At 71.1% G+C, this 23676-nt stretch carries 30 protein-coding genes; 11 read left to right on the plus strand and 19 right to left on the minus strand.

The genetic code is table 11. The features are described 5' to 3' along the window. Positions 1-22: 22 nt before the first annotated feature. From ACFZA0_RS06745 to ACFZA0_RS06810, 14 genes are all read right to left on the minus strand, one after another. Complete coding sequence (locus tag ACFZA0_RS06745) at positions 23-472, minus strand: hypothetical protein (protein ID WP_391012464.1); 450 nt, start codon at positions 470-472, stop codon at positions 23-25. Further along, positions 469-1482 (minus strand): DUF5131 family protein, encoded by a 1014-nt coding sequence (locus ACFZA0_RS06750; RefSeq protein WP_391012466.1) that lies wholly within the window; start codon positions 1480-1482, stop codon positions 469-471. Before ACFZA0_RS06750 ends, ACFZA0_RS06745 begins: the two co-directional genes overlap by 4 nt. Continuing rightward, positions 1479-1664, minus strand: coding sequence for a hypothetical protein (locus tag ACFZA0_RS06755; protein WP_391012469.1), 186 nt, complete (start codon positions 1662-1664; stop codon positions 1479-1481). Before ACFZA0_RS06755 ends, ACFZA0_RS06750 begins: the two co-directional genes overlap by 4 nt. Next, positions 1661-1858: a hypothetical protein gene (locus tag ACFZA0_RS06760; RefSeq protein WP_391012472.1), complete on the minus strand. Its 198-nt coding sequence runs from the start codon at positions 1856-1858 to the stop codon at positions 1661-1663. The genes ACFZA0_RS06755 and ACFZA0_RS06760 overlap by 4 nt, the downstream gene beginning before the upstream one ends. Further along, positions 1855-2160, minus strand: coding sequence for a hypothetical protein (locus ACFZA0_RS06765; protein WP_391012474.1), 306 nt, complete (start codon positions 2158-2160; stop codon positions 1855-1857). The genes ACFZA0_RS06760 and ACFZA0_RS06765 overlap by 4 nt, the downstream gene beginning before the upstream one ends. Next, on the minus strand, positions 2160-2327 hold the full coding sequence (locus ACFZA0_RS06770) for a hypothetical protein (protein ID WP_391012477.1): 168 nt from the start codon (positions 2325-2327) through the stop codon (positions 2160-2162). The genes ACFZA0_RS06765 and ACFZA0_RS06770 overlap by 1 nt, the downstream gene beginning before the upstream one ends. Next, the gene (locus tag ACFZA0_RS06775; RefSeq protein WP_391012480.1) at positions 2324-2587 is read right to left on the minus strand and encodes a hypothetical protein; all 264 of its coding nucleotides are present in this window, start codon (positions 2585-2587) and stop codon (positions 2324-2326) included. The genes ACFZA0_RS06770 and ACFZA0_RS06775 overlap by 4 nt, the downstream gene beginning before the upstream one ends. Further along, on the minus strand, positions 2587-3042 hold the full coding sequence (locus tag ACFZA0_RS06780) for a hypothetical protein (protein WP_391012483.1): 456 nt from the start codon (positions 3040-3042) through the stop codon (positions 2587-2589). Before ACFZA0_RS06780 ends, ACFZA0_RS06775 begins: the two co-directional genes overlap by 1 nt. After that, complete coding sequence (locus ACFZA0_RS06785; RefSeq protein ID WP_391012486.1) at positions 3039-3809, minus strand: hypothetical protein; 771 nt, start codon at positions 3807-3809, stop codon at positions 3039-3041. The genes ACFZA0_RS06780 and ACFZA0_RS06785 overlap by 4 nt, the downstream gene beginning before the upstream one ends. Next, positions 3806-4090, minus strand: coding sequence for a hypothetical protein (locus ACFZA0_RS06790; RefSeq protein ID WP_391012489.1), 285 nt, complete (start codon positions 4088-4090; stop codon positions 3806-3808). The genes ACFZA0_RS06785 and ACFZA0_RS06790 overlap by 4 nt, the downstream gene beginning before the upstream one ends. Continuing rightward, complete coding sequence (locus ACFZA0_RS06795; RefSeq protein WP_391012492.1) at positions 4087-4569, minus strand: MazG-like family protein; 483 nt, start codon at positions 4567-4569, stop codon at positions 4087-4089. Before ACFZA0_RS06795 ends, ACFZA0_RS06790 begins: the two co-directional genes overlap by 4 nt. Before the next feature lie 120 nt (positions 4570-4689). Then, positions 4690-4989 carry a hypothetical protein gene (locus tag ACFZA0_RS06800; protein ID WP_391012495.1) on the minus strand — a complete coding sequence of 100 codons (300 nt, stop codon included), beginning with the start codon at positions 4987-4989 and terminating at the stop codon, positions 4690-4692. Positions 4990-5032: 43 nt separating this feature from the next. After that, positions 5033-5254: a helix-turn-helix domain-containing protein gene (locus ACFZA0_RS06805; RefSeq protein WP_391012498.1), complete on the minus strand. Its 222-nt coding sequence runs from the start codon at positions 5252-5254 to the stop codon at positions 5033-5035. Between the two features lie 5 nt (positions 5255-5259). Further along, a complete protein-coding gene (locus ACFZA0_RS06810; protein WP_391012501.1) occupies positions 5260-5598 on the minus strand; it encodes a helix-turn-helix domain-containing protein in 339 nt (112 codons plus the stop codon). 217 nt (positions 5599-5815) lie between these two features. Between ACFZA0_RS06810 and ACFZA0_RS06815 the strand changes: the two genes are divergently transcribed. From ACFZA0_RS06815 to ACFZA0_RS06830, 4 genes are all read left to right on the plus strand, one after another. After that, positions 5816-6253 (plus strand): hypothetical protein, encoded by a 438-nt coding sequence (locus ACFZA0_RS06815; protein ID WP_391012504.1) that lies wholly within the window; start codon positions 5816-5818, stop codon positions 6251-6253. Positions 6254-6413: 160 nt separating this feature from the next. After that, positions 6414-6863, plus strand: a complete 450-nt coding sequence (locus ACFZA0_RS06820) for a hypothetical protein (RefSeq protein ID WP_391012507.1) — start codon at positions 6414-6416, stop codon at positions 6861-6863. 26 nt (positions 6864-6889) lie between these two features. Then, a complete protein-coding gene (locus ACFZA0_RS06825; RefSeq protein WP_391012510.1) occupies positions 6890-8185 on the plus strand; it encodes a tyrosine-type recombinase/integrase in 1296 nt (431 codons plus the stop codon). Between the two features lie 354 nt (positions 8186-8539). Next, positions 8540-10027: a glutamate decarboxylase gene (locus tag ACFZA0_RS06830; RefSeq protein WP_391012512.1), complete on the plus strand. Its 1488-nt coding sequence runs from the start codon at positions 8540-8542 to the stop codon at positions 10025-10027. A 368-nt stretch (positions 10028-10395) separates the two neighbouring features. On the opposite strand, the gene ACFZA0_RS06835 is transcribed toward ACFZA0_RS06830, so the two are convergent. Beyond that, positions 10396-11631 (minus strand): MFS transporter, encoded by a 1236-nt coding sequence (locus tag ACFZA0_RS06835; protein WP_391012515.1) that lies wholly within the window; start codon positions 11629-11631, stop codon positions 10396-10398. 338 nt (positions 11632-11969) lie between these two features. On the opposite strand from ACFZA0_RS06835, the gene ACFZA0_RS06840 reads away from it, so the two are divergent. Next, entirely contained in the window at positions 11970-12599 is a 630-nt protein-coding gene (locus tag ACFZA0_RS06840; protein ID WP_391012517.1) for a hypothetical protein, read from the plus strand. Positions 12600-12711: 112 nt separating this feature from the next. Then, a complete protein-coding gene (locus ACFZA0_RS06845) occupies positions 12712-13287 on the plus strand; it encodes a YdeI/OmpD-associated family protein (RefSeq protein ID WP_391012520.1) in 576 nt (191 codons plus the stop codon). Positions 13288-13493: 206 nt separating this feature from the next. Here the strand turns inward: ACFZA0_RS06845 and ACFZA0_RS06850 are convergent, their stop codons facing one another. Then, the gene (locus ACFZA0_RS06850) at positions 13494-13889 is read right to left on the minus strand and encodes a hypothetical protein (RefSeq protein ID WP_391012523.1); all 396 of its coding nucleotides are present in this window, start codon (positions 13887-13889) and stop codon (positions 13494-13496) included. Between the two features lie 99 nt (positions 13890-13988). Here ACFZA0_RS06850 and sigJ point away from each other — a divergent pair, with 99 nt between their 5' ends. The 4 genes from sigJ (at position 13989) to ACFZA0_RS06870 (ending at position 19603) form a co-directional block, all read left to right on the plus strand. Continuing rightward, the gene (gene sigJ, locus ACFZA0_RS06855; protein ID WP_391012526.1) at positions 13989-14927 is read left to right on the plus strand and encodes an RNA polymerase sigma factor SigJ; all 939 of its coding nucleotides are present in this window, start codon (positions 13989-13991) and stop codon (positions 14925-14927) included. A 138-nt stretch (positions 14928-15065) separates the two neighbouring features. Next, on the plus strand, positions 15066-15947 hold the full coding sequence (locus tag ACFZA0_RS06860) for an alpha/beta fold hydrolase (protein ID WP_391012529.1): 882 nt from the start codon (positions 15066-15068) through the stop codon (positions 15945-15947). Positions 15948-16333: 386 nt separating this feature from the next. Further along, a complete protein-coding gene (locus tag ACFZA0_RS06865; protein ID WP_391012531.1) occupies positions 16334-18742 on the plus strand; it encodes a hypothetical protein in 2409 nt (802 codons plus the stop codon). A 156-nt stretch (positions 18743-18898) separates the two neighbouring features. Continuing rightward, complete coding sequence (locus ACFZA0_RS06870; protein WP_391012534.1) at positions 18899-19603, plus strand: methyltransferase domain-containing protein; 705 nt, start codon at positions 18899-18901, stop codon at positions 19601-19603. A gap of 169 nt (positions 19604-19772) precedes the next feature. On the opposite strand, the gene ACFZA0_RS06875 is transcribed toward ACFZA0_RS06870, so the two are convergent. The 3 genes from ACFZA0_RS06875 to ACFZA0_RS06885 are packed head-to-tail and all read right to left on the minus strand — an operon-like array spanning position 19773 to position 23367. After that, positions 19773-20561 (minus strand): copper homeostasis protein CutC, encoded by a 789-nt coding sequence (locus ACFZA0_RS06875; protein WP_391012536.1) that lies wholly within the window; start codon positions 20559-20561, stop codon positions 19773-19775. After that, positions 20558-22084, minus strand: a complete 1527-nt coding sequence (locus tag ACFZA0_RS06880) for a M81 family metallopeptidase (RefSeq protein ID WP_391012539.1) — start codon at positions 22082-22084, stop codon at positions 20558-20560. Before ACFZA0_RS06880 ends, ACFZA0_RS06875 begins: the two co-directional genes overlap by 4 nt. 56 nt (positions 22085-22140) lie before the next feature. Then, a complete protein-coding gene (locus tag ACFZA0_RS06885) occupies positions 22141-23367 on the minus strand; it encodes an ROK family protein (protein ID WP_391012542.1) in 1227 nt (408 codons plus the stop codon). Positions 23368-23391: 24 nt separating this feature from the next. On the opposite strand from ACFZA0_RS06885, the gene ACFZA0_RS06890 reads away from it, so the two are divergent. After that, positions 23392-23604, plus strand: a complete 213-nt coding sequence (locus tag ACFZA0_RS06890) for a hypothetical protein (protein ID WP_391012545.1) — start codon at positions 23392-23394, stop codon at positions 23602-23604. The last annotated feature ends 72 nt before the right edge of the window (positions 23605-23676 follow it).

The raw sequence follows: 23676 nt of genomic DNA on the forward strand, positions 1-23676 counted from the left end.
GTGGTTCCCTTTCGTCTGCTGGTCAGGCGGCGATGCGGCCGGGGTTGGTGACTGCGCTGGTGGGTGCGATGCCCATGGCTTCCCAGAGCGGCTGGACGTCGATGGGTGCGGTGGCTTGGTCTTCCATGGCGGTGGTGTCGCGGATGCTGGGCGGCACGGTCACGGGGTGCGCGTTGGCCTCGGCGGCGAGCTGCGGCCCGAACTTCTCGGCGAGCTCTTCGAGTTGGGCCTTGATCTCGTCGCGTTCCATGCGCATCTGGGCTGCGGCCTGCTCGGCTTCCGCGCGGGCCTGCTGCTCGTGGAGCCAGCAGGCGTAGACCTCGTCGCGGTCGGCGATCAGCCGGCCGAAGAACTCGTCGGCGGCCAGCTGCCGTTCGAGGAGCTTGTTGTTCTCGTCGCGCAGCTTGCGGATCACCGTGTCCGGGTGGTGCTTCCGCTCCTTGCGGCCCGGGATGAACGAGGTAAGGCTCATGCCGCCACCTCCACCGAGGAGGTGGCTGCCGGGAACTCGTCCCAGGTGCGGTCGTCCAACTCCCGGCCGGCGGCGCCCTTGCCGACGCGGCGCATCTCCCAGCGGTGGCCCAGGTCATCGATCGGGTCGCCGACCAAGACGCGGCCCTGTTCGCGGGCGCCGATGGCCATGAGGCCGGTCGGCGCATACTCGCCCCACTGCTTGAACAGGAAGGGCACACCGGCCGCCTGGCACTGATCGCGGAGTGAGCGTGCCCAGTCGGGGCTCATCGGGCGGGCGCCGTGGCCGGACTCCCCGCCGACGATCACCCAGTCGATGCCGTGGAACTTCTGGCAGCAGTCACCGGCGTGGACGTAGGAGGCGGTCAGGCCGTGGCCGCGCTCACCGCCCATCGTCCGCACGGCCTGCTTGAGGTCGACCGGGCCGAGGAGTGGCTCGCAGGAGAGGAAGCGGACGACAGCGGGGGTGTCGAGGAGGGCGGGGATGCGGAGGTCGGCGCGCTTCTGGTCCTCGACGCTGACGCCCAACCAGACGTTCGGCAGGGGCCATCCCGGTTTGGGCAGCGGCCACGGACGGCCGGTCAGCTTTGCGTCGGAGAAAGCGGGGAAGTGCAGGAGCTCGTAGTCGACCTGCTTCTCGAACTCCGGGTTGCCGATGAGTGCACGCATCCGGCCGTGGCGCTTCGTGAGGATCTGGTAGGTGTGCTGCGGGGTGAGAGCCATGACGGCGAAGACGCGGGCGATGTAGTCGTCGGGGATGTCCGTGTGGAACAGGTCGGACATGCTGTTGACGAAGATCCGTCGAGGGCTCTTCCAGCGCAGCGGCAGGGCCAGCCGTTCGGGGCGGAGGGTGAGGTCGAACCCGTTCTCGAAGTGGTGGCCCGCGGTTCCGCGCCACCGTTCGGCGAAGGTCTCCGCGTAGCAGTGGTCGCAGCCTGGCGAGACCTTCGTGCAGCCGGTCACGACGTTCAACGTCGCGTCCGTCCACTCGATCTTGGATGTTGTGCTCACTTGCGGTCCCCCGTGAGTTCGTCGTCGATGTCGATGAGGCCGAGGCGGATGGATTCGAGGAGGTCGGGGTCGGTGATCCACGCCGGGGTCTGCGGTTTGGTGAGACCGAGGCCGGTGAGGAGGCCGGGCAGGATCACCGGGTCCGCGGTTGCCGGGGTGGCGGGCAGGTCGAGGATGCTCATGCCGCCGCCTCCTGCGGGTGCGCGGCCAACCAGCGGCGGCGGTGGTTGTAGCGGACGTGGACGGCCTCGACACGGTTCACGTACTCGTCACAGGTCCACGGCTTGATGCCGTGGCCGCGGCGGGCGAACTCAACGTCAACGGCTGCGATCGCGGCCTGCTCCAGGTCCGCCAGCAGGGGCTGCTCGGCGCTCATGCGGCGACCGCCCTCAACGCCGGCTCCTCAGGCAGGAGGCTGGAGTAGCCGACCAGGGAGACCGGCACCCCGTTGAACACGGTCTCGGCGCGCAGCACTGCGTTCGTGCGGTTGCACCGCAGGTACAGGGACTGCGGCGGGATGTTGAGGGCTTCCCGCCACGCCTCGAAGTCGGCGAATCCGCCGTGGAGGTGGACCGCGACACCGTGCTTCGAAGGGATGATTTCCTCGGCAGGCAGCAGGGGGTGCTTCGCAACGAGTGCGTTCGCGGCGGCCAGAGCGGTGGCAAGGTGCAGCAACATCACGCCTCCTCGGCGTTGGTGGTGGGTGCGAGCAGGTTCCGGAGCCGGGCAGCAGAGGCTTCGGCGTGCTGCGTCTTCACGGCGGCCTGCTGGCGGGCGACCAGGTCGGCGATCTGCTTCTGCAGCGTCGTCAGCGGTACGTCCAGGTCCGCGATCGGGCGGGTCACCAGAGCCCACCTCCCCGCTTCCGGATGTGCTCTGGGATGGGCCGCCCGTTCTGTGCGGCTCGGAGCAGGTCGATGGTGTCGGCGTGGAGCCGTTCCAAACGGGCCCGGGTTCCCTGCCAGTTCGCGATCGCCGACCGTGCGCCGACCAGGGTGAGTCCCCCGTTGCTGGCGACCGCGAGGAGATGGGCGGCTTCCTCTCCGTCGATGTCGCCGGCGTCCACCCGGGAGCCGTAGAACTCGGCGTCGTCGATGAGGGCCATCACCAGCACCTGCCGATCTCACGAAGGCCGCCGGTCTTCCTGCGGATCTCGCCGGGTGTGGCGATCTTCCAGGTGTCGGTGAGGCCGACCAGGTCGCGTTCGCCGGTTTCCGTGTCCACCGTGAGGTCGATCCAGCCGTTGCCGTTGCCGTCGACGTAGATGCGGCGGCGCCGGTCCTTCGCCTCCTCACGGGCGACGACGGCAGTGGCGGTCTGCTCTGCTTGCTTGGCCGCCTCGTAGACGACCTCGGACACCGGGTCGACGTGTGTGAGACAGATGTAGGCGCCTTCACCGTCGACCCAGACGACGGGGTCGCCGCTCGCCGACGTCTGCGCTTCCGTCCTGGTGCGGGTGACTAGCCGGCGTGCGCCGGGGATGTCCTCCGGTCGGGCGCCGGGGTAGGCGAACACCGGAGTGCCGACCGGGTGGAGGGCGTTGAACTCGGCGGCGTTCACCTGGCCACCTCCGCCTGCTCGCGGACGGCGAGCTTCTCCAGGCCGTAGCGGCGCATCCGGTCGTAGCGGGCGATTCCCGCGACGATGGCGTGGCAGGCCCACAGGAACCACCAGTCGAAGTCCTGGAACTGCATCTCGTCCATGTCAGAGAAAGCGAAGGTCAGGTCCCTGGTGGGGGCGTAGTGCTTCTCGCCCGATTCCCGGCGGTGGGTGCTGGCCTTCAAGACCGCGACCGTGTAGCTCTCGTCCTCGAACTCCCAGTCGCACGCCCGGCACTCGACCCGATACGCCTCGCCGAACCGGAACTCGGAGACGGCGCGGCGGGCCTCTTCCTCGTACTCGGTGTTGAACTCGGACTCGACGTGCTCGGCCCACGCGGCGGTGATCCCCGGGTAGTCGCCCTCGACGTCCGCGAGGGTCTCGGCGACCTCCTTCTCGAACAGCTCCCTGCTGTAGGAGGTGGCGGCCTCGCGCCCGCTGGTCAACTTCTCCGACCAGTAGCCGGGGGAGATGTGGTGCGAGCCGTCCCGCCGGATTCCCGTGCGGAAGAACTTGAACATGTCCGTGAAGCGGCGGAAGACGTAGCTGTTGCCGTCGCCGGAGAACACGAGCTGCTGCGGCGTGGTGATCAGCTCGAACCAGTAGTAGCCGTGCTTCGGCTCGTAGAACGCCAGGTGCCGGTACACGCCGTCGTCGTGGAGGATGACCATCTTGTGGCCAGCGGTGTCGTTGGTGAAGCGGGCGGCAATCTCGGGGCGATCACTCATGCCGCACCGCCCGGCGCCTGCTCGCCCTTGGTGATGTTCCGGATCGTCCGGATGTCCGCCTCCAGCGCGGACAACTGGAGCGTCCACCGCCCGTCGACCTCGGCGTGGAACCTGATCCGGGCGCCCTCGCTGTCCGTGCCGAACGTGCCGTCGCCGAGGATGGCGACCTTCGCGCGCAGCGTGTCGTGGGACACCTGATGGGCGATGACGGTCTCGACATGCCCGGTCTGCCAGGTGATCTCGTACACCTGCGCCGGGATGTCCGCGTAGTGGACGCTCACGCCGCACCGCCTTCGGTCTGGGCGGCGCGCTGCTCGACCTTGGCGAGCTTCGCAGCGAGGATGTCGTCCGGGTTGCCGTCGGCGATGGAAACCAGCGCCACCATCGCCGTGATGATCACGTCGCAGAGTTCGCCGCACACCTCGTCGCGGGTGTGCGTGACGCCCTTGCGAGGGTTCTGACCGACCATGCCGATGAACGCCTGCGCGACCTCGCCGGCCTCCTCGACCAGCTTCAACAAGCGGAGGCCGATCTCCTGCGGGGAGCGGCCGTTCTGACGGTCCAGCCAGCCGACCAGTCGGAACACGGGCTGCCACGGGTCGGGCACGTGAACGCGCCCCTGGAGCACTTCGGCCTTGTACGTGTCGAGCATCCGCTCGGCGGTCGCCTTCGCTTCGGTGTCGTCGCCGCTCGGGATGGCCCACCAGAGGCGATCCGAGATCGCGGTGCGAGCCGGAGTCGCTTCCGGCGTCTGGTTCACTTGAGGCACGTGAAGCCCTTTCGTTTCGTGAGGTTCGTGAGGGTGGATCGGGCGACCTTTGAGGTCGCGGGCCCCGGCTGCCGGTGTGTGAGAGCCCGGCGGGTGGGGCCTTTCGCCGTCTCAGGCGGCGGAGGGAAGTTCGACCGCCCGCAAGCGGGCCGCGTACTCGGCGACCGTGCCCTCGAACGGCGGCAGGCACTTCCGCACGGCCTCCCGCGCCGTTTCGAGCGCCAGGTGGTTCACCCAGCGGTTGGAGCGCAGAACGAAGTCCGTACCGACGGCCAGAGCGGCGTCGAGGGTTCCGGCGGTGATGCACAAGGAGACGGGGCCGCCCCAGCAGGGCTCCTCGATGAAGGCCTGCTCGTCGAGGCGGTCGGCGGTCGCCGCAAGGATGCGGGCGGACAGGTCGAGCACGTTCATAGGGATTCCGATCTCGAATGTGGCGCGGGCGGTGGGGTGAAGGTCAGGCGGCGATCTGCTGGCCCGTGGGGGCGGTCTCGCCGGCCAGCCAGGCGTCCAGGTCGGCGATCCGGTACCTGTAGCGGCGCTGACCGTGCCGCATGTGGGGCGGGCCGATGTGGTCCCGGCGCCAGCGGTAGAGGGTGGTGAAGTGAACGCCCAGGTAGTCGGCGGCGTCCTCACTCCAGAGCCACCCGCGGGGCGGCGGCTTCAGCTTGGTGGTCATGGGGCTCATTCCTCACTTGCGGGGTTGGGGGTGTTCCTCCGAGACGCTTGGCTCGGATTCGGAGACGCTGGGGGCGCGAAAAGAGGGAGGATGGTGCTACCGAGGGCCTCCGCGAGGGCGGTGGCATCGTCCACGTCGGCGTTGTCCTGCCTGCCGGTCAGAAGCTTGTCGATCAGCCCCTGGCTGACACCCGACTCTTCGGCCAAAGCCCGGACCGAGAAAGACTGTCCGCGGCCCGGGAACTGCATGAAGTGCCTGAAGACCGAGATGCTGCGAAGTGTCCAGCGGCGATTGGGACGTCGGCTCACATTTCCCCCGTGCGGTCTGAGCTGCTTGCACGACATAGACAACCACAGTCGAGCCGAATCGTCTACATACCCGAGACGATTCGATGCGACCGGGAGTCGACTATCGGCAAAGTTCTTGGCTCGTTAACATTGATCCGTAGACGAACCGTCTCGGATCTCGGATGGTTGTACGGACTGAGCTGGTACTTTCTCGACGCCCGCCCGCCCCCTACAGAGACAGTCGGTATCTGAAGTGACCCGAGAGGACGAGGAAATGACGGCACCGGCACCGGCCCCCGCCCCGGACACCGGGACGGACGAGCCGAGCGTCCCAGGAGCACTCTCACAGCTCATCCAGGACGCAAACGACCGAGGCCTCTCCTACCAGAAGATGTCCGACCGGGCCGTCGACGCCAAGTCAGGCACCCGACTCTCCAAGCCCTACCTGCAGCGCCTCGTCGGGAACCCGCCGGCCAACTCCCCCAGCCCCAAGCAACTGAAGGCACTCGCCGCCGCGCTCGGCGTAAGCGAGCGCCGCGTCAAGGCCGCCGCCGCCGAACAGTGGCTGGAATACACGGCAACAGAACTCGCCGGCTACAACGACGAGGTGCGCATCATCGTCGGCCACCTCGCCGGGATGCCCGAGGCCGAGCTGCGCCGCTGGCGCGCGATGATCGAGGCAGACGAGCGACTCAGGCGCGAGAGCGAGTAGCAGGATCCCCTGGCTCCGTGCGGTCATTGACCGGAAAAGTCCCCAAGTAGACTTTCTCTACAACTGATTGTCGACGCCTGCTCACGCGGCGTACCCTTCCACAACCGTGCGCGTCCGGCTCATTTCGCCCACGCGCACCGCACCAACGGGAGGGCCCTTCATGCTGCGCGTTGTGTACGAATCCAGCCACGACCTCGCCGCGGACGAGATAGTCCAGATCAAGGAAACCCGCGGACGCGTCACCATCAAGATCCGCGCAGGCAGCCGCGCCGAGGACTACATCCCTCCGCTGAACGCCGCCCTCAAGGTCTTCGTCGACCAGTGCAGCTGGTTCCAGATCTGGCGCGGCCAGATCATCAGCGCCGCATCCCCCGACAGCCCCCTCACCGTCCAGTACGTCGCGGACCCCGACGTCAGCCTCCGCTCAGGAGCAGAGATCCGAGAGGACTGCGGCACCGTCCGGCTCCACGTCAGCCCGGCCTTCCCCGCCGAGCTCGTCGTCTGCTTCCTCAACCCCGCCATCGAAAAGTTCCTTTCCGGCGGGCAGTGGTTCCAGTGGTGGCAGGGTGAGATCGTCACCATGGACTCACCCGAGACCGTCATGGTCTGAGGGTCTGCGCACAAGGGGGGCAGCCGATGCCCGGCTACATCGAAGACCGGTGGATGACCAAGAAACCCGACCCCACCACCGGGGCCAAACGCCGTACAGCACGGTACGGACAGGGCAAGCGCTACCGCGTCGCCGGCATACCCGGCGTCAAGGACCGGTCCTTCGCCAAACTCGAAGGGCCAGAAGGCGCCAAGGCGTGGCTCGCCAAGGCGCAGCACCAGTCCACCGCCGGGGAGTTCATCGATCCGCGCCGAGGCCAGATCCTGCTACGGGACTACATCGAGAACGAGTGGTGGCCGCGGCGCGACTACGAGAATCCCAGCAGCGAAGCCACAGTCCGGACGCGGATCTGGACCCACGTGATTCCCCACCTCGGCGACCACACCCTCTCCGGTGTCAGAACACCGCAGCTGGCAGAGTGGCTGGTCACCCTCAAGGCCACGTGCGGGCCGTCGAACGCCAACGCCGTGTGGGGCCACCTGTCTTCGATCCTCCAAGCGGCCATAGACGACGAACGAATAACCCGTAACCCCTGCCGCAGCCAGACCACACTCAAGGTGCCGACGAAGGCGTCGCCCGCCGCACGGGCATGGTCGAAGAAGCAGGTTCTTGCAGTGCGGGAGGCCATGGACGAGCGCTACCGGCTCCTCGTCGACCTCGGCGTGGGTGCCGGACTCCGGGCCGGCGAGGCGTTCGGGCTGTCTCTCGCCGACGTGGACTTCGACAACGGGCGCCTCCTGATACGCCGCCAGGTGAAGAAGGTTGCCTCTCAGCCGATCTTCGCTCTTCCCAAGGGTGACAAGACGAGAGAGGTACCCGTCCCCGACTACCTGCTGGAGCGCATCCGGGCATCCCTGGAGAGGCGCCCCGCGGTCCCGATCGAACTGCCCTGGAGGGATCCGCGTCCGCCGACGACAGAACGGCAGGCACAGGAACGAGCGCCCCAGACACATGCCCTGATCGTCACAGGGGCGCGCGGCGGGGCTATCCGGACGAACACCTTCTACGAACATATGTGGAAGCCTGCGCTGGCTGGTGCCGGAGTCATCCCTCCGCCGACGATCTCGAAGCGTCCCGACGCCAGGCGCCCCGGAAAACAGGTCGCCCGAGCCGTCTACGTGGAGAGCCGCCAGAACGGATTCCATGCCCTGCGGCACACCTTCACGTCGGTGCATCTGGACGCCGGGGAGAACGTCGTGTCAGTCTCGAAGTGGCTCGGCCACGCGGATCCGTCGATCACTCTCCGGATCTACGCGCACATGATGCCGGAGGCTGACGGCCGCGGCAGGGCTGCGATGCAGAGCTGGTTCGAGAAGCCGTAGTGGATCTCCCCAGATTCTCCCCGGCCTCATTCGATCACCCGTGGCTGCGACGTCCCCTGTACCGATCGGCTCAGCCCCCGGGTACCGCCGCAATGAGGGCCGTCGAGCAGCAGTGTGGCTCTGACCTGTACAGGAAGCCCTCCCGGCCGCCGACGCGGCCCGTGGTGCTCGCGGCCGGCCGGTGAGCTGCCGGGCCGCCGGGAACCGCGGCCGGTATGCCCTTGGGAAAATTCGGTTCATCAGTCCGCAAATCGATCACTGGATCGGTGTAATCGGCACCGATGCCGTGCCGTCGGGAGCTCTAGCGTCGAAACGCACGGGGCCCGCACGGACCAGAAAGGCACACAGCCACTCATGGCCATCCCGAACACCGACGACGTCATGCCTGTGATCGAGTTCAACTCCCCGACCGACACCTCCGGCCTCGGCCGGCCGCCCTTCGACGACCTGCTGCTGCCGGTCGATCAACTGCCCGAGGCCGAGTCGCCTCCCGACGTGGTCTGCCGCCGGGTGCGCGACGAGCTGATGCTCGACGGCAACGCACACCTCAACCTCGCCACCTTCGTCACCACGTGGATGGAGCCGCAGGCACAGCAGTTGATGGCCGAGACCGCCGAGAAGAACCTCGCGGACCGCGCCGAGTACCCGCAGATCACGGCGATGGAGGAGCGCTGCGTGCGGATGCTCGCCCGGCTGTGGAACGCGCCGCGACCCGACCAGGTCCGCGGCTGCTCCACCACCGGGTCGAGCGAGGCCGCCATGCTCGGCGGGCTCGCGCTCAAGCGTCGCTGGCAGGCGCGCCGGCAGGCCCAGGGCAAGGACACCGCGCGCCCCAACATCGTGATGGGCGCGAACGTACAGGTGTGCTGGAAGAAGTTCGCCAACTACTTCGAGGTCGAGCCGCGTTACGTCCCCATGGAACCCGGCCGCTACCACCTCACGGCCGACGTCCTGACCTCCTACTGCGACGACAACACCATCGGCGTCGTGGCCGTTCTCGGGTCGACCTTCGACGGTTCGTACGAGCCCGTGGCCGACATCTGCATGGCGCTGGACGGCTACCAGGCGGCCACCGGCACCGACATCCCGGTGCACGTCGACGGCGCCTCCGGGGCCATGGTCGCGCCGTTCCTCGACCCGGGTCTCATGTGGGACTTCCAGCTCGACCGCGTCGCCTCCATCAACACCTCGGGGCACAAGTACGGGCACGTGTTCCCCGGCCTGGGCTGGGCGCTGTGGCGTGACGCCGACGCGCTCCCCGACGACCTGGTTTTCGAGGTGGACTACCTCGGCGGGAGCTCCCCGAGCTTCACCCTCAACTTCTCCCGGCCGGGCGCCCACGTCGTCGCGCAGTACTACAGCTTCCTGCGCTACGGCGTCGACGGGCTGCGCAGGCTCGCGGACCAGAGCCGTACGACCGCCCGCGCGCTGTCCGCAAGGATCCGTGCCATCGCCCCGTACGAGCTGATCACGGACGGCTCCGAACTCCCGGCCTTCGCCTTCCGGCTGGCCCCCGGCACCCGCGGCTTCACCGTCTTCGACGTCTCGCACGCCATGCGCGCCCGCGGCTGGCACCTGCCGGCGTACGCCTTCCCCGCCCCCTGCCAGGACGTCTGCGTGCTGCGCCTAGTGGTGCGGACCGGGTTCACGGCCGAACTCGCGGGGATGTTCGTCGCCGACCTGACCGAGGTCACCCGGCGTCTGAACACCGACTGGTCGGGTACCGCACCGGACGTCGAGGCGCCCCTGCGGGTGGCACCCGCGGTGACCCTCGACGCGCCCGTCGTGGTGACCCTGGACGGAGCTGCCGAAGCGCCGGTGGAGACGCTCGTCGTGGGCTGACGGCGAGCGTGTGGGCGTCCGGCGCGCAGTCGCTCGCGCCGACGACCGTTCCGTCCCGTCCCGTCCGTCACGGGTGCCGCGCGTGCCGGGACGGGCGCGCGCGGTCCGGTGGCCGACGCGCTCCGGAGGACGGGACGCGGAGGGGAGGCCACCGGGCTTCGGCGGGTTTCCCGGTTCCGCGGGGGTGGGCCGGAACCCGCTGCCGCCGCTCGTGCGGCGGGCCGGCGGTGCCGCGCCCGGACCGGATGCGGCACCGCCGGTCCGTGTGCCCGTGTGCTCGTGCGCCCGTGACCGGCCCGGTCCGTTCGGCGGCGGGCCGCCCGGCAACCCGCCGCTCCGGGCCGAGTCGGGGCGGGTTGCGGGTCGGGTCAGTCCTGGCCGGTGGCAGTCGCCGGTGCCGGGACGGGAGAGGCCGCGGTCGGCGTCTCCGGGCCGGACGAGGCGACCGTGTCGGAGCCCCGGCCTCCCCGGCTCATGATGCCGCCGGTGAAGGCCAGACCGAGCCCGGCCAGGGCGAGGCCCGCGCCGACCAGGTTGGGGGCCGCCCAGCCCCAGCCTGCGGAGATGACCAGACCGCCCAGCCACGCGCCGCCCGCGTTCGCCAGGTTGAAGGCGGAGTGGTTGGAGGCCGCCGCCATCGTCGGCGCGTCCTTCGCGTTGGCCATCAGCAGCATCTGGACGGGCGTGGTGATGAGCGAGCCCACCGCCCCGACGAAGGTGATCATCACGAGGGCCGGCACCGTGCTGTGGATGGCGAAGAAGAGTGCGACCAGCGCGCCGGCGAGCAGGGCCAGCCCCGCGTACAGGGTCGGGCGCAGGGCGCGGTCCGTGAGCGGCCCCGCGATCAGTGTTCCCACCGTCATGCCGACGCCGTAGAGGGCGAGGACAAGGGTGGTGGAGGAGTCGGAGATGCCCGTCAGGTGCGTGAGCATGGGGACGAGGTAGCTGTACACGGCGAAGAAACCGCCGAAGCCGACGACCGCCGTGGCGAGGCCGATGGCGACCTGGCGGTTGCCCATCGCCCGCAGCTCGTGCCGGATCCCGGACTGCGGGCCGCGCGGCTGGTGCGGGACGAGGAGGGCGAGCGCGGCGAGCGACACCAGGCCGATGACGGCCACGGCGCAGTACGCGTACCGCCAGCCCAACTGCTGGCCGAGCGCCGTGCCGGCCGGTACTCCGACGATGTTCGCGACGGTCAGCCCGAGGAACATGCGGGACACGGCGCGCGCCGCCCGTTCCGGAGCCACCAGCCGGGAGGCCACGACGGCGCCCACGCCGAAGAGCGCTCCGTGCGGGAGACCCGCGAGGAAGCGGGCGGCGAACAGCAGGCCGAAGTTGGGGGCGAGCGCGGACGCCGTGTTGCCGATCACGAAGAGACCCGACAGGAGCAGCAGCAGCCGCTTGTGGGGTATCCGGGCGCCGAGCCCGGTCAGCACGGGGGCGCCGACGACGACACCGAGCGCGTACGCCGAGACGAGGTTGCCGGCGTGCGGCACGGAGACCCCTACCCCGTCCGCGATCTGAGGCAGCAGACCCATGGTGGCGAACTCGGTCGTGCCGATGCCGAACGCGACGACAGCCAGGGCTAGCAGTGCCAGAGGCATGATGCGGGAAAACCTTTCGGAGACAGCGGTCCGGGACGAGGGAGCGGGACGGAACCAAGAGTTGTCTCCAGCCTCCGTGCGGCGCAGGCATGCTGAGCGCCTTCGCACGGCAGAACCCCCGGAACGTTGCAGCAACGCGGGGACTTGCGCGCATTCCACGATGGCGGACCCGGTTCAGTGATGTGCGTCACCGCAGGTGGGGCGGTGGTGGGGACGCGCCCGGGGAGGGGGCCGGACCACCCGGCCGCGCCGCGGACGACAGGGGCCGCGCGAACAGGACGGGTCGCACGTCCCGGACCGGCTGCGGGCGGGCCGGGGGGCCGGTCATCATGGGGGGTGTGGGGGAAGCCGAGGGTACGTACACGATGCGGTACGGCTGGACGCGCGCCGGCGTGACGAGTTTCCTCGCCGTCGCCCTGCTCGTGACAGCGGGCTTCCTGCCCTGGGCGCAACGGCCGGGGACGAGTCATGTCGAGCTGGCCCTCAGCCCGGTCGCGTTGGGGATCGCGGCGCTCTGCTCCAGCCGCCGCCCGCTGGTGCGCCTGGACGGGAAGGGGCTCACCCTCTACCCTCACCCGTTCCAACTCACCTCCCGCAGGACCGAGTTGATGCCCTGGTCCGAGGTCCTGGCGGTGAACTGGTCCGCCGAGCCCCATCTGCTCGGCCGCACGAGCACCTTGACGGTCTACCGGCGCGACTCCCGCCCCCGCAAGGCCGGTTCCGACCCTGCGGCCGCGCCCGACGCGCTCGACGTCTATCTCGCCACGCAGGTCTCGCCCGACTTCGTCGCCACCTTCCAGGGCGCCGTCCGGATCAGCCGGGCCACCACCCTGGGCCGCGTCGAACCGGCCCGACTGGCCCTGGCCCTCACGCGCCTGGCACCGGGCGTCCGGCACTTCGGCGACCTCGGCGACCTCGGGCACCCGGGGGGCCTCGGCGGCCCCGGAGGCCCGGCGGTCGACGATTGAGCGCACGGCCGGGCGACGACCGTACCCGCGCGTCGTCGGCGGGCTGCGAACTGGTGTACGAAACCTGTGGCGTCCGCGCACCTCCGGGCCCCGGCCGTGCTTGACTGCCGGAGTGGCTGATACCCCGGAGATCGCGTCCTTCGAGTCCGCCGACGCCTTTGAGTCCTGGCTCGCGCGCAACCACGGTTCCTCGCCCGGTCTGTGGTTGAAACTGCGGAAGAAGACACCGGGCCTCGTGACCCTGGACTACGCGCAGGCTCTCGATGTCGCCCTGTGCTACGGCTGGATCGACGGGCAGAAACGCGCCCTGGACGACGCGTTCTGGCTCCAGCGGTTCACCCCTCGGCGGGACAGGAGCAGGTGGTCGAAGATCAACTGCGCCAAGGCGACGGCCCTGATCGAACAGGGGCGCATGCGGCCCCCGGGGCTCGCCGAGGTCGAGCGGGCGAAGGCCGACGGCCGCTGGGAGACCGCGTACGACGGCGCGAGGTCCGCGCAGGTGCCGGACGACCTGGCGGAGGCACTCGCCACGAACCCGGCCGCGGCGAAGTTCTTCGAGACACTCGACAGGCAGAATCGCTACGCGATCCTGTACCGCGTCCAGGAGGCGAAGAGGCCGGAGACCCGGCTGCGCCGGATCGAGAAGTTCGTGACGATGCTGGCCGAGGCCAAGAAGCCGCATCCCTGATCGGCCGGACCGCCGGCCGGGCCGGACGGCGGTCCGCGCTCCATCGCCCGGCGCGACAACCGGACGGAAGGCGGCAGCAGCCGTTCGCGGCCCGCGGAGAGGCCGTTGCGGGTGTCCCGTCACCTCGGCCGGTACCGGCGGGGCGGCGTGCTGTCGTCCCCCTCCAGGACTGCCGCCCTGCACGGGATGGGCCTCACAGCGGGACCTCAGCGACGGGCCAGCGCCAGCACGCTCAGGCCGAACATGAGGACCCCGAGCGGGACATGAACCGACGGTACGTGCGCGATGCCGAGCATGACCTGGACCGAGGCGAGCACGAGGAACCCGGAAGCCTGCCAGACAGGCCGCGCCGGACCGCCGCCCGGCTTCCACGCGAGCACCGCGGCGAGGACGTACAGCATCGACGCCCCGTACATCACCCGTGCTCCCACACTGTGCACCGTCTCTCCGTAGGAGACGGTGAGCAGCAGTCCGGCGGAGACCGCCTGGAGGAAGATGGTCAGGGTCTGGAGCCCGATCGTGATCCGCAGGAACGCGGACGTGCGTCGCCCGCTCGGTGTCGCCGTGGTCTTCGCGTCCGCCGCAGTCGTCCCAACAGCCATGTGCCGGCCCCCGTTTCCGCCGTCCGGCGGTTGATCGATATGGTCTCGACTGCCCGACGACGCGGGTGGGGGAAAGGTAAGGCGGGGGCGACCCGGAACATGGGGACTGTCGGAGACGGCACGGAGGCGACGGCCGCCGAGCGGCGCCAACTGCTCAACGTGGCCTATCGGTTGCTCGGCTCGGTGACCGCGGCCGAGGACGCCGTCCAGGACGCCTACGCGCGCTGGTACGCGCTGCCTCGCAGCCGCCAGGACGAAATCCGGTCCCCCGGCGCCTGGTTGACGACCGTCACCAGCCGCATCTGTCTGGACGTCCTCGGTTCCGCACGCGTCCGCCGCGAACGCTACGTGGGCGCCTGGCTCCCCGAACCGTTGCCGGACCGCACGGAGCGCGACGACGCGACCCGCGCCGGCCACCCCAACGGGCCCGCGGATCCCGCCGACCTGATCGTGCTGGACGAGTCGGTGACCATGGCCTTCCTCGTCGTCATGGAGGCGATGACGCCCGCCGAGCGGGTGGCGTTCGTCCTGCACGACGTCTTCCGGTACCCGTTCGTCGAGATCGCCGAGATCCTTGACCGCACTCCGGCCGCCTGCAAACAACTGGCGTCCTCCGCCAGGCGGCGGACGGGCGCAGCGGCCGCGCCGGTGTCTGCCGCCGACCGCGCGGACGTGGTGAGACACCTCAAGGAGGCGTGGGAGACGAAGGACATCCCGGCCCTCGTCGGTCTGCTCAACCCCGCCGCCGTCATGACCGCCGACGGCGGCGGCCTGACCGGTGCCGCCCTGCGACCGGTCGAGGGGAGCGAGCGCATCGCCCGGTACATGGTCGCCATCGCCGACAAGGCCTCGGGTCTCGAACTCCTGGAGAGGTCGGTCAACGGAACTCCCGGGCTCGTCGCCCGACGGGACGGCGTCGTCCTGACCGTGGCCTCGTTCGACGTCTCCGACGGACGGGTCACCCGTGTCTGGGCCGTTCGCAACCCGGAGAAACTGCGGCCCTGGGCGGGCGGCGACCAGCCGGAGTCCGTCCGCTGAGCCGTCGCCCGGGAACGGGGCTGTCGTGCTTCCCCGCACACCACCGGCCTCCGGAGCGGTGACCCGGCAGAGGCGCATCACCCCGCCGCACCCACAATCCCCGTGCGTTTCCCCGCGCCGCCCTGGCAAGATCGCGGCATGCCGATCGTCGACGTGTCGCCCACCGTGTCCATCGCCTACGACCACTTCGGTGACCGTGAGGATCCGCCCGTCCTGCTCGTGATGGGCTTCGGGGCCCAGATGATCGCCTGGGACGAGGGCTTCTGCCGTGAGCTGGCGGCGCGCGGGCGCTACGTGATCCGTTACGACAACCGTGACAGCGGTCTGTCCACCAAGTTCGACGAACACCCCGTCGACGTCGGCCGGTTCGTCGCCACCGTGCGTGCGGGAGACATCAACGCCGCTCTCGCGATGGCCCCCTACACGCTGCGGGACATGGCCGACGACGGCCTCGCGCTGCTCACCGCGCTCGGTGTCGAACGGGCCCACGTGGTCGGGGCGTCGATGGGCGGCATGATCGCCCAGACCATGGCCATCACCCACCCCGAGCGCGTGCTGACGCTGACGTCGATGATGTCGACGACCGGCGAGCGCGAGTACGGCCGGCCCGCCCCGGAGGCGCAGGCCGTGCTGTTCGAGCCGAGGCCGGCGGACCGCGAGGGCTACATCGCCGCGGCGGAACGGGAGTTGGTGTGGGCGTCCCGGCGGTACGGCGACGCGGCCGCGCTTCGGGAGCTGGCCGCCGCGAGCTACGACCGCGCCAACTACCGTGCCGGGGTGGGGCGGCAGCTCGCCGCGATGACCCTGGGCGGCTCACGCGCCGACGGGCTCCGGGCGCTCCGGGTGCCGACGCTCGTGATCCACGGCCTGGACGACACGCTGATCGACCCCGACGGCGGTCGCCGCACCGCGGAACTGGTGCCCGGGGCCGAGCTGCTCCTGGTCCCCGACATGGGGCACGACCGTCCGCGCGAACTCTGGCCGGAGATCATCGACGCCCTGGCCGACCACACCGCCTGAGCACGCGCGGGGCGCGCCGGTCGCGTGCCCCGCCCAACGCCCGCGCACGGGGGCGGTGTTCCGTCCGCCCCGGGCGGCCACCGCCCCCTCTTCTCACGCGCCCGCGCTCGGCCCCCACTCAATTGATCATGGGGAAACCTGAGCGACATTCACATGATCAATTTCGGTGGTGCTGTACCAGACAGCCGGTCTCCGGCCGGCTCACAGGCGCCCGCTCTCCCCCCGGTGAGGCGTCGACGGTGCAGGAAGGAACCACCTGTATGTCCATATCCAGTTGGGCCTCACGGTCGCGGAACAGATCCTCGCGGAACAGATCCTCGCGGAACACACTCTCGCGGAACGGATCGTCGCAACACGGACGGCGGCGCGCCCCGGCCGCCGCGGCGGTGGCCGGGGCGGTCGCGCTCTCGCTCGGCCTGCCCCTCGCCGGGACCGCGAGCGCCGCCCCCTCGCCGGGCGTCACCACGGCCACCGGCTCGGCGGACGGCCGCAGTTGGACCGTCACGCAGTCCGGCGACGGCTACCGGGTCAGCCTGAAGCTCGACGACGCGCTCCCCGTACGGAACGCGCTGCCCGAGATCGCCGTGGACGGCACCTCGCTCGGTTACGCCGACGAGTCGGCCGACGGCCGCACTCTCACCCTGGAGACCCGGGACCTGCGCTCCGCCCACCCCGACGACGTCCGGGTCGCCTGGAACGGTGCGACCTCCACCGCGAAGAGCGACGGCGCCTACAAGGGCGGGCACCGGCCGAGCAGGCCCACGCAGACCGCCGAGGAACTGACCGCCGCGGCGACCGCCCAGGGCCGCTACACCGTCGCCCGCGCCGACTACGACTTCGGCGACACCGCGCTCACGCTCGACGGTCTCGGCGGCAAGCCCGTCGAGGAGCGCGCGGCGGTCTGGGTGCCGACGGACGCCAAGGGCGAACGCCCGGTCGTGGTCTTCCTGCACGGCCGCCACTCGGCCTGCTACGACCCGGTCAACGCCAGGACGAACAACGCCGCCTGGCCCTGCCCGGCCGGCTACCAGCCGATACCGAGCTACCTCGGGTACGACGACGCCGCGCAGACCCTCGCCTCGCAGGGCTACGTCGTCGTCTCCGTCAGCGCCGACGGCATCAACGCGCAGGACGCCTCCTTCACCGACGACGCCGGCACCCTGGCCCGCGGTGAACTGGTCATGGACCACCTCGATCTGCTCGCCCAGGCCGACAAGGGCCGTGCGGCGGGCGTCAGTTCGCTTCTCAAGGGCAGGCTCGACCTCTCCGACGTGGGCCTGATGGGTCACTCCCGGGGCGGCGAGGGCGTGGTGAAGGCCGCGCTGCTCAACTCGGCCCGTCCGCACCCGTACGGCGTGAACGCGGTACTCCCGCTGGCCCCGATCGACTTCGGCCGCGAGACGCTGCCGGACGTGCCGATGGCGGTGGTCCTGCCCTACTGCGACGGTGACGTCTCCAACCAGCAGGGCCAGCACTTCTACGACGACACCCGCTCCGCGGGCGCCGACGACGACGTGATGCGCGCCTCCGTGATGGTGATGGGCGCCGACCACAACTTCTTCAACACGGAGTGGACCCCCGGCGTCGCGGTCGCCCCGGCCGGCGACGACTGGTCGGCCAGGACCGACACGGTCTGCGGCACCGACGCCGGCGTCTCGGCCACCAGCACCCGGCTCACCGCCGCCGAGCAGTCCCAGACCGGCACCGCGCTGATGTCCGGCTTCTTCCAGCTCACCCTGGGCGGCAAGCAGCAGTTCCAGGCGCTGTTCGACGGCAGTCAGGGCGCCGCCACCACGGTCGGCGCGGCCACCGTGTACACCGAGGTGCAGGCCCCCGGCTCCAGCCGGTCGGACGTGGCGCCGCTGACGGCTGCCGCTTCCAACGTGGCTGTCACGGGCGCCGGTTCGGGCGTGTACTGCGCGGGCTTCAGCGGCCGGGTCACCACCAGCGTCCTCCCCGCCTGCACCGCCTCCACGTACACCTCACGGTTCCCGTCGTGGACTCCCGCCAACTACGCGGGCAACGTGGAGGCGACACCGCTGCTCCACCTCACTTGGCCGGACAGCACCTCGGCCGCCGCCCGGTCGAAGGTGACCGTGGAGATACCCAAGGGCGGGCGCGACGTGCGGCGTTACTCGACCCTTTCGTTCCGCGCCGCCGTCGACGAGACGAGCGCCGACACCGACCTGACCGTCTCGCTCACCGACGGGCGCGGTCGCACCGCGTCGGTCCCGGTGTCCTCGCTGAGCCACGCGCTCGACGGCAACCCGTCCTCCGGCACCAGCACCCTGCTGCCCAAGACGTGGCTCCAGACGGTGAGTTGGAAGCTCTCGACCGTGCACGGCGTCGATCTGTCCGACATCCGCAAGGTGGTCCTGACGTCACCGTCCACCGCGGGCGGCGCCTACCTCTCCGACGTCGCCTTCCAGTCCGTCACCGCGGGCCGGGGCGGTCCCAGCGACCTGCCGCAGGTCTCCGTCGCCGGGGCATCCGTCGCCGAGGACGCCGGTACCGTGCCGGTGAAGCTGACGCTCTCCGCGCGCGGCAAGTCCCCGGTGACCGTCAACCTCCAGTCGCTGGCCGGGACCGGTAGCCAACTGGCCACCGCCGCACGGAAGGTGACCATTCCCGCGCACGCCACCTCGGTCACCGTCGACCTGCCGGTGGTGGACGACCCGACCGTCGAGACGAGCGCGGACACCGTCTACAAGGTGTACGTGTCCGTGCCGCGGGACGCGGTGATCGGGCAGAACTACGCCCGGGTCGTCGTCCACGACGACGAGGCGACGGCCTGAGCACGGGCCGACGCGCCCTGCCCACGGCATCCGGTGCCCCCGCCCGCCCCACGAGGGCGGGCGGGGGCACCGCTCGTTCCGGCGGGGCGGGCGCCCTCCTTGCCGGATCGGCAAGAAATTTTGCCCGCGCGCGGGCGCATGGGCGACGGTGGCCCCATGACCGACCACGACATCACCGCGGCATCGCCCGCGACCGCGTCCCACCTCTCGGCGCCCGGCGCCGCACCGTCCGGTGACGGATACGTCGGAGACCCCGCCGTCAGGACGGCATGGGACAACCGCTACCTCGACCGGCAGCAGCTGTGGAGCGGCAGCCCCAACGGCGCGCTCGTGGCGGAGACCGCCGGTCTCACCCCCGGACGGGTCCTCGACGTCGGCTGCGGCGAGGGCGCGGACGCCGTCTGGCTCGCACGCGAGGGCTGGGACGTGACCGCCCTGGAGGTCTCGGGCGTGGCGCTGGAGCGGGCCGCGGGTCATGCCCGCGACGCCGGTGTCACCGTCCGCTGGGTGCACGCCGGGCTGGCGGAGGCCGGTCTCCCGGCGGCCTCCTTCGACCTGGTGTCCGCGCAGTACCCCGCTCTGCTGCGCACTCCCGACGCCGCGGCCGAGCGTGCGCTGCTCGCGGCGGTCGCGCCCGGCGGCGTACTGCTGCTGGTGCACCACGCGGGGATGGACACCCGCCCGGCGGACGACAGCGGCTTCGACCCCGCCGACTATGTGTGGCCCTCGATGGTCACCGCTCTCCTCGACGGCGACTGGGAGGTGGAGGTGGACGAGCAGCGCCCCCGCGTGGCCCCCGACGGCGGCGCCGGCGCGCACCACACCGACGACCTCGTGGTCCGGGCACGACGGCTGCGCTGAGCGCTCGGGCGGGGACGTCCGGCGGGAGCGGGAGGCGCCCGGCGGAAGCGGGAGGCGGCCAATCGCCCTGCGCATCAAGGGAGTTCGGGCGTCAGCGGCACCTCTCGGGCTCCGGCCGGGAACGCCGCCGCCTGCCGCCCGCATGCGTCGGGGCGGCAGGCGGCTCTCGTCAGGCCTCGGCCGCCCCGCACGTGTCCAGCACCCGTCGCGCCTCCGCGACGACCGCCGGGTCCGTGACGAAGTGGGTGTCCTGGTCGGCGGAGGTGCCCGCCGCGCCGAGGGGGATCCAGGTGCCGGCGCCCCGGTGTGCCGCCCTGGTCTTGGCGGAGAGGTGGACCGCGGCGGCACCGGCCGCGACGAGTGCCGGGACGTCGGCGGGGTGCAGTCCCCCGCCGGCCATGACCTGCGTGCCGGGGACGGCGGCCGCCATGGCGGCGATCACCGGCAGCCCGGCGGCGGCGGTCGCGGCGCCGCCCGAGGTGAGGACCCTGGTGATGCCGAGCGCGGGCAGCAGGGCGACGGCCGCGAGCGGGTCGGCCGCCTGGTCGACGGCGCGGTGCAGGGTGATCTCGACCGGGCGGCCCTCCGCGTCCGCGGCTTCCCGTGCGGCGTCGGCGAGGCGGGCCACGGCGTCGGTGTCGAGGGCGCCCTCCGGGGTGAGCGCGCCGACGACCACGCCGGCGGCACCGCACGCGACGAGCGTGCGGACGTCGGCGGCCATCAGGGCGATCTCCTCGGCGTCGTGGACGAAGTCGCCGGGGCGGCAGCGCACGAGGGCGTGGACCGGTACCCCCTCCGCGACGACGGCGGTGACCAGGGCCGCGGACGGCGTGAGGCCGCCGAGTTCGAGACCGGTGCAGAGTTCGACGCGGTCCGCGCCGTGCTCGCGCGCGGTGCGCGCGCCCGCCGGGAGGGTGACCGCGATCTCCAGCGCGGGCCGGGACACCGGGGCGGTCACTCGTCGTCCCCGGTGAGCGGCCGGTCGGAGGCGGGGACGACGCGGGCGGTCAGGTCCGGGTCGGCCATGTCGCGGTCGAAGGGGAACATGGGGCGGTGGATGCGGTGGTGGCCCAGGCGCACCAGTTCCTGGTCGACGCCTCCGGGGGTGAGCGCCATCTTCCAGGCCGCCGACATGTCGAACAGCTCGGGCTCCAGGTAGCCGATCTTGACGATCACGATGTCGGCGGAGCGCGGCGCCAGGTCGAGGTCGGTGAAGTCGTGCTCGTGGTGGTACGGCTTGCGCAGTTCGGTGAGGATCGCGTAGACGCTGCCGACGCGGACGACGACCTCGGTGCGGGCGTCGCGGTCGCCGTGGCGGATCGCGTGGACGACTCCGGTGAGGGTGACGGGGCCGGCGTGCCGGTCGTCGACCTCGGCACCGGCGGTGACGGTGACGGTGGCGCCCACGCCCGCCTCGACCGCGGTCCGGACGGCCGCGGGGCCGGGGACGGACGCGTAGAGGACGGTGGGGCCGTCGTCCTTCTGGAACTCGGGGCGTTCGAGGAGGCGGGTCAGGCCCCAGGTGACGTCGCCCGCGCCGCCGGCGGTGGGGTTGTCGCCGGTGTCGCTGATGAAGTAGGGCCGCTGTTCGGGGGCGGCGGCGAGGGCTTCGTCGAGGAGGCCGTCGAAGGTGCCGGTGGGAGCGACGAAGTCGAAGTCGTGACGGGCGTCCCAGAAGCCGCGGGCGAGGCGTTCGGCGCCGGCGGTGACGGCCGTGGTGTCGGTGCCGGTGACGACCACGACGGCGCGGTTGCGGGGCTCGTCGGCCCAGGCGTAGCCGACCCAGACGGCGGCGTCGAGGACGCCGCTCGTCGCCTCGACCTCGGCGACGGCGGCGTACACGCTCTTCGCGGGTTCGATGCGGGTGGAGGTCTGTTCGCCGGCGAGCAGCACCGGGACGGGGATCCATGCCTTGACCGGGCGGGGACCGCCGGACGCGAGGAGGTCCACGAGGTTGCGGACGGCGCGTTCCTTGGTCTCCATGTGGTCCTCGTGCGGAGCCATGCGGTAGCAGGTGATGAGGTCGCTGCGGTGGGCGAGTTCGCGGGAGACGTTGCCGTGCAGGTCCATGGAGGTGGAGATCAGGACGTCGGGGCCGACGATCGCGCGGATGCGTTCGAGCAGGACGGCCTCGGCGTCGTCGACGCCCTCGACCGTCATGGCGCCGTGGATGTCGTACCAGAGGCCGTCGAGCGGGGGCAGCGCGGCGAGGCGTTCGAGGAGTTCGCCGGTGAGTTCCTCCCAGGCGGCGGCGGTGACGGTGCCGCCCGGCAGCGACTTGCCGACGAGGGCGCCGTGCCAGTCGGCGGCCTCGCGCAGTTCCTCGCCCGGGGCGAGGAACGGGTAGCGCCCGAGGACCTCGGCCCCGCGCGAGGGGTGGAAGGCGGGGGCCTCGGTGCGGGCCGGGGAGAAGGTGGACGACTCGATGCCGAGTCCGGCGACGGCGATGACCGGGCGTGCGGTGGTGCTGTCTTGCGGCATGGCTCCTCGTACGGGTGTGCTGCGCGCCGCACCCCGTGAGGTGCGGCGCGGGCGGATCAGACGGTGCGGGGCGGTGCGGGGAAGCGGTCGGGCCCCAGGTCGGTGCCGACCTCGCGCAGGGCGCGGGCGAGGGCGCGCTGGAGGGCGAACTGCCCGGCGCCGACCAGTCCGGCGTCGGCGCCCAGCAGGGCTCGCTCGATGGTGAGGTGTTCGGTGACGAGCGGGTGGCAGCTCTCGTAGAGCTGGCTGCGCACGGCGGCGACGAAGGGTTCCAGGGTGGACAGCAGCCCGCCGAGGTAGACGGCGTCGGGGTTGAAGAAGTTGACGTTGGCCGCGAGTACCCGGCCCAGGTGGTCGCCGGCGCGGCGGACCGCGCGGGTGGCCTCCGGGTCGGCGTCGCGGGCGAGTCGGACGACGTCCTCGGGGCGCGTGACGTCGGCGCCGCGTTCCCGCAGGATGCGCACGAGGGCGGCGCCGGACGCGACGGTCTCCAGGCAGCCGGTGTTGCCGCAGGAGCAGGGGATGTCCGCGGCGCCGTCGATGCGGCTGTGGGTGATGTCGCCGGCGACTCCGGTGGCGCCCCGGTAGAGGCGTCCGTCGACGATGATGCCGGAGCCGATCGCCGAGCCGATCTTGACCATGATCGACTGGCGGTGGGCGGCGGGGCGGACGCTCTGCTCCCCCATCGCCATGCAGTTGGCGTCGTTGTCGACCCCGGCGGGGACGCCGAAGCGCTCCTCCAGCCAGGCGGTGACCGGGAACCGGTTCCAGCCGGGCATGCGCGACGGCAGGACGACGGTGCCCGACTCGACGTCGACGGGTCCGGGCAGGGAGAGCCCGACACCGCGCAGCAGGGGGCGTCCGCGCCGGTCGGCGAGTTCCTCCAGGGTGGCGGCGAGCCGGTTCAGCGCGGCCTCGGGGCCGTCCCCGATGTCGAACGGCACGGTGGAGACCTCCGCGCGGCCGCCCCCGGGGAGCACGACGCCGACGCGGACGTGGCTGCCGCCCAGGTCGGCGGCGACGGCGAACTCGTCGGTGCCGCCGAGGCGCAGGGCCTTGCGGGGCCGTCCGCCGGTGGAGGAGTGGGTGCCCTCCTCGGCGACGAGCCCGCGTTCCACGAGCTGTCCCACGGTGAGGGAGATGGTGGAGGCCGCCGCGCCGAGCTGGGCTGCCAGTTCGGCGCGTGAGGACGCCTTGCCGGAGGCGACGAGTTCCAGTACCTGCGCGGCGAGGGAGGACGTGCCCCTGGCGGCCCTGCGGTCCCGCGCACTTATTTCAGTCATGGACGAAGTAACTTCCGCAATGGTGTGGACAGCGATGACAGTACGCCCGCCGAGGGCGGGAGGGAACAGCTTCACGTGACGGCACAGCGCGCCGCCGTGAGGCCAAAAGCAGTGAAATACGGACGGAATACCCGCCTGGTCAACTCACGCGAGCACACCGGAACTTATTTCAGTGGCGCAGAAACTTACTTTTTACTAATTCTTGTTTGTTTGTTCGGCGAGTCCGACGTTGACTGACGTCGCAGCGCCGAACCCCGCGGCGCACACCCCCGTTGACCGGGGGTGTTTCGGGTCCTTCATCCTGAGGAG

Source organism: Streptomyces sp. NPDC008150, assembly GCF_042956945.1.
Lineage (GTDB): Bacteria > Actinomycetota > Actinomycetes > Streptomycetales > Streptomycetaceae > Streptomyces.

What these genes read in the sequence shown, in the direction of transcription:
- ACFZA0_RS06810 (WP_391012501.1), bottom strand. Translation starts at nt 5,598, where the DNA reads ATGTCGTGCAAGCAGCTCAGACCGCACGGGGGAAATGTGAGCCGACGT.
- ACFZA0_RS06825 (WP_391012510.1), top strand. Translation starts at nt 6,890, where the DNA reads ATGCCCGGCTACATCGAAGACCGGTGGATGACCAAGAAACCCGACCCC.
- ACFZA0_RS06870 (WP_391012534.1), top strand. Translation starts at nt 18,899, where the DNA reads ATGACCGACCACGACATCACCGCGGCATCGCCCGCGACCGCGTCCCAC.
- ACFZA0_RS06760 (WP_391012472.1), bottom strand. Translation starts at nt 1,858, where the DNA reads ATGAGCGCCGAGCAGCCCCTGCTGGCGGACCTGGAGCAGGCCGCGATC.
- ACFZA0_RS06820 (WP_391012507.1), top strand. Translation starts at nt 6,414, where the DNA reads ATGCTGCGCGTTGTGTACGAATCCAGCCACGACCTCGCCGCGGACGAG.
- sigJ (WP_391012526.1), top strand. Translation starts at nt 13,989, where the DNA reads ATGGGGACTGTCGGAGACGGCACGGAGGCGACGGCCGCCGAGCGGCGC.
- ACFZA0_RS06775 (WP_391012480.1), bottom strand. Translation starts at nt 2,587, where the DNA reads ATGGCCCTCATCGACGACGCCGAGTTCTACGGCTCCCGGGTGGACGCC.
- ACFZA0_RS06800 (WP_391012495.1), bottom strand. Translation starts at nt 4,989, where the DNA reads ATGAACGTGCTCGACCTGTCCGCCCGCATCCTTGCGGCGACCGCCGAC.
- ACFZA0_RS06850 (WP_391012523.1), bottom strand. Translation starts at nt 13,889, where the DNA reads ATGGCTGTTGGGACGACTGCGGCGGACGCGAAGACCACGGCGACACCG.
- ACFZA0_RS06755 (WP_391012469.1), bottom strand. Translation starts at nt 1,664, where the DNA reads ATGAGCATCCTCGACCTGCCCGCCACCCCGGCAACCGCGGACCCGGTG.
- ACFZA0_RS06745 (WP_391012464.1), bottom strand. Translation starts at nt 472, where the DNA reads ATGAGCCTTACCTCGTTCATCCCGGGCCGCAAGGAGCGGAAGCACCAC.
- ACFZA0_RS06830 (WP_391012512.1), top strand. Translation starts at nt 8,540, where the DNA reads ATGGCCATCCCGAACACCGACGACGTCATGCCTGTGATCGAGTTCAAC.
- ACFZA0_RS06805 (WP_391012498.1), bottom strand. Translation starts at nt 5,254, where the DNA reads ATGACCACCAAGCTGAAGCCGCCGCCCCGCGGGTGGCTCTGGAGTGAG.
- ACFZA0_RS06885 (WP_391012542.1), bottom strand. Translation starts at nt 23,367, where the DNA reads ATGACTGAAATAAGTGCGCGGGACCGCAGGGCCGCCAGGGGCACGTCC.
- ACFZA0_RS06835 (WP_391012515.1), bottom strand. Translation starts at nt 11,631, where the DNA reads ATGCCTCTGGCACTGCTAGCCCTGGCTGTCGTCGCGTTCGGCATCGGC.
- ACFZA0_RS06860 (WP_391012529.1), top strand. Translation starts at nt 15,066, where the DNA reads ATGCCGATCGTCGACGTGTCGCCCACCGTGTCCATCGCCTACGACCAC.
- ACFZA0_RS06785 (WP_391012486.1), bottom strand. Translation starts at nt 3,809, where the DNA reads ATGAGTGATCGCCCCGAGATTGCCGCCCGCTTCACCAACGACACCGCT.
- ACFZA0_RS06880 (WP_391012539.1), bottom strand. Translation starts at nt 22,084, where the DNA reads ATGCCGCAAGACAGCACCACCGCACGCCCGGTCATCGCCGTCGCCGGA.
- ACFZA0_RS06815 (WP_391012504.1), top strand. Translation starts at nt 5,816, where the DNA reads ATGACGGCACCGGCACCGGCCCCCGCCCCGGACACCGGGACGGACGAG.
- ACFZA0_RS06765 (WP_391012474.1), bottom strand. Translation starts at nt 2,160, where the DNA reads ATGTTGCTGCACCTTGCCACCGCTCTGGCCGCCGCGAACGCACTCGTT.